General features: G+C 73.7%; 2 protein-coding genes. One reads left to right on the plus strand and one right to left on the minus strand.

What is annotated here, in order from left to right; genetic code table 11:
- A partial coding sequence (locus D7V77_RS41445) for an ATP-binding protein (protein WP_120581661.1) occupies positions 1-2,059 on the plus strand: 2,059 nt, incomplete at its 5' end.
- A gap of 6 nt (positions 2,060-2,065) precedes the next feature.
- Here D7V77_RS41445 and D7V77_RS41450 read toward each other — a convergent pair.
- Positions 2,066-2,575, minus strand: a complete 510-nt coding sequence (locus D7V77_RS41450; protein ID WP_233597554.1) for a YqaA family protein — start codon at positions 2,573-2,575, stop codon at positions 2,066-2,068.
- Between the last annotated feature and the right edge of the window lie 2 nt (positions 2,576-2,577).

Here is a 2,577-nt window from a genome sequence, read left to right on the forward strand (position 1 = left end):
GCTGGGGCTCGTGCTGGGCGGGGTGGTGCCCGCCGCGCAGTGGGGAGCTTCCGGCTGGCTGTGGTGGATGGCGGACCTGCTGGGCATGCTGCTGGTGACGCCGGTGCTGCTCCTGCGCAGGCCGCGGCGCATGGCGCGCTCGTGGGAAGCGCTGCTGCTCACGGCGCTGACGGTGATGGTGTGCGTGGGCGTCTTCGCCTTCCCCCGGCCGGGCTCCGGCGCGGCGCACGCGATGACGTTCCTGCTCTTCCCGCTGATGGCCTGGGCGGCCCTGGGCTTCGGGCAGCGGGGGGCGGCGCTGTCCTCGCTCTCCATCGCGCTGGCGGCCATCGCCGGCACGGCGCGGGAGCTGGGCCCGTTCTTCACGGTGGACCTGCCGCACCGGGGGCTGGTGGTGCTGCAGCTCTTCATCGGCATCACCGCGCTGACGGGCCTGCTGCTCGCGGCGGCGCGCGCGGAGCGCCGTCAGGCGGTGGAGCTGCTGGAGCTGTTGGCCACCACCGTGCGCGCGGTGCACGAGGGCGTGCTCATCTGCGAGGTGCGCGAGTCGGGTGGCCTCCACACCGTCTTCGTCAACGAGGCCCTGTGCGCGCTGGTGGGCCGGCGGCGCGAGGAGCTCGTCGGCGCGGCGCCCGGGGAGCTGCTGGCGTCCGCGGACGGCGGGGACCGGCAGCGGCTGTTGGAGGCGCTGCGCGAGGAGCGTTCGCTGCGCGCGGAGGTGGTGCTGACGCGGCCGGACGGCACGCGGGTGTGGAGCGAGATGCAGCTGTCCCCGGTGCGCGCCAACGGCCAGGCCGTGACGCACTTCGTGGCGACCCACCGCGACGTCACCGCGACCAAGGAGCTGCAGGCGCGGCTGGTGGCCGCCGAGCGCGTGGCGGCCGTGGGCACGCTCGCCGCGGGCGTGGGCCATGAAATCAACAACCCGCTGGCCTACCTGGCGCTGAACCTGGAGGCCGCTCGCAGGAGCCTCGCGGCGGAAGGGGCGCAGGCCCCGTCAGGCGTGCGCGACGCGCTCTCCAGCGTGCGCGGGGCCCAGGAGGGCGCGGAGCGCATCCGCCTCATCGTCCGGGACCTGCAGGTGTTCAGCCGCGAGGACGCGCCGGAGCGTGGACTGGTGGACCTGAACGCGCTGGTGCCGCCCGCGGTGCGCGTGGTGCTTCACGCCCTGCGCTCGCGCGCCCGGCTGGTGGAGGACTTCGGACCGGTGCCGCGCGTGATGGGCAGCGAGGCGCGGTTGGGGCAGGTGTTGCTCAACCTGCTGGTGAACGCCCTGCAGGCCATCCCGGAAGGGGACCCTGGCCGCCACGAGGTGCGCGTGCGCACCCGCACGGACGCGTCCGGCCATGCGCGCGTGGAGGTGGAGGACACGGGCGGCGGCATCCCGCCGGACGTGCTGCCGCGCATCTTCGACCCGTTCTTCACCACCAAGGGGAGCGACGAGGGCACCGGCCTGGGGCTCGCCATCTGTCAGCAGATTGTCCGCACGCACGGGGGCGAACTGAGCGTGCACAGCGTGCCGGGCCAGGGCGCCACCTTCACGCTGCTCCTGCCGCCCGCGCCCGTGCGGAGCGGGGGGAGCCCGCCGTCGCTGCACGCGGTGGCGCGCGATGAGGAGACTCCAGCGCCGGCGGCCTCCGGGCGGCGCGGGCGGGTGCTCATCGTGGACGACGAGCCCCGGCTGGCGCAGTCCATGCGCCTGCTCCTGGAGCCTGCCCACGAGGTCGTCACCGTCACGCGCGGCGAGGACGCGCTGGCGAAGGTGGCCGCGGGCGAGTCCTTCGACGTGGTGCTGTGCGACCTTCAGATGCCGGGCATGGACGGCATCGCGGTGTACCGGTGGCTCCAGCAGGAGGCGCCCGCGCTGGCGTCTCGGATGGTGTTCATCTCCGGAGGTGCGTCATCCCCGGAGGCGCGAGCGTTCGTGGAGACGGTGGCCCTCCAGGTGCTGGAGAAGCCGGTGCGCCCGGACGTGCTGCTGTCCACGGTGGAGGCGGTGCTGGAGGGCAGCGCCCCAAAGCTGGCGGTGGGCGGTACGCGCCGCGGCCAGGCCCGCTGAGTCAGCTCAGACGCGCAGCCACTTGCGCGCGGTGGGGCCGAAGAAGCGCACCACTCCGCCCACCAGGAAGAAGCGCACCGAGCGGCCGATGATGGACGCCAGCAGGAAGCGCTCCAGCGGCACCGACACCAGGCCGCTGCCGATGGCGACGATCTTGAACGGCGTGGGCAGGATGGAGCACAGGAGCGCCAGCACCCAGAAGTTCTGGCCCAGCAGCTCGCCCACCGTGCCGGACACGCCGAAGCGGTCCACTCGCACGTTCAGGTCGATGTGCAGCAGCTGCGTGATGCCCTCGCCCACGAACGCCCCCAGGCCGTAGCCGATGAGGCCGCCCACCAGGCTCGCCAGGGTGCCCAGCAGGCAGTAGCGCACCCACTTCTTCGGCTGGGCCAGGACCATGGGGACCAGCACCGCGAAGGGCGGGATGGGGAAGACGGAGCCATCCACCACCGACACCGCCATCATCGTGGCGAGCGCGTGCGGGGTGGAGGATGCGGCCTCCACGCGCAGGTACAGCC

This window comes from Corallococcus sp. CA041A, from assembly GCF_003612075.1.
In the GTDB taxonomy this organism is placed as follows: domain Bacteria; phylum Myxococcota; class Myxococcia; order Myxococcales; family Myxococcaceae; genus Corallococcus; species Corallococcus exiguus.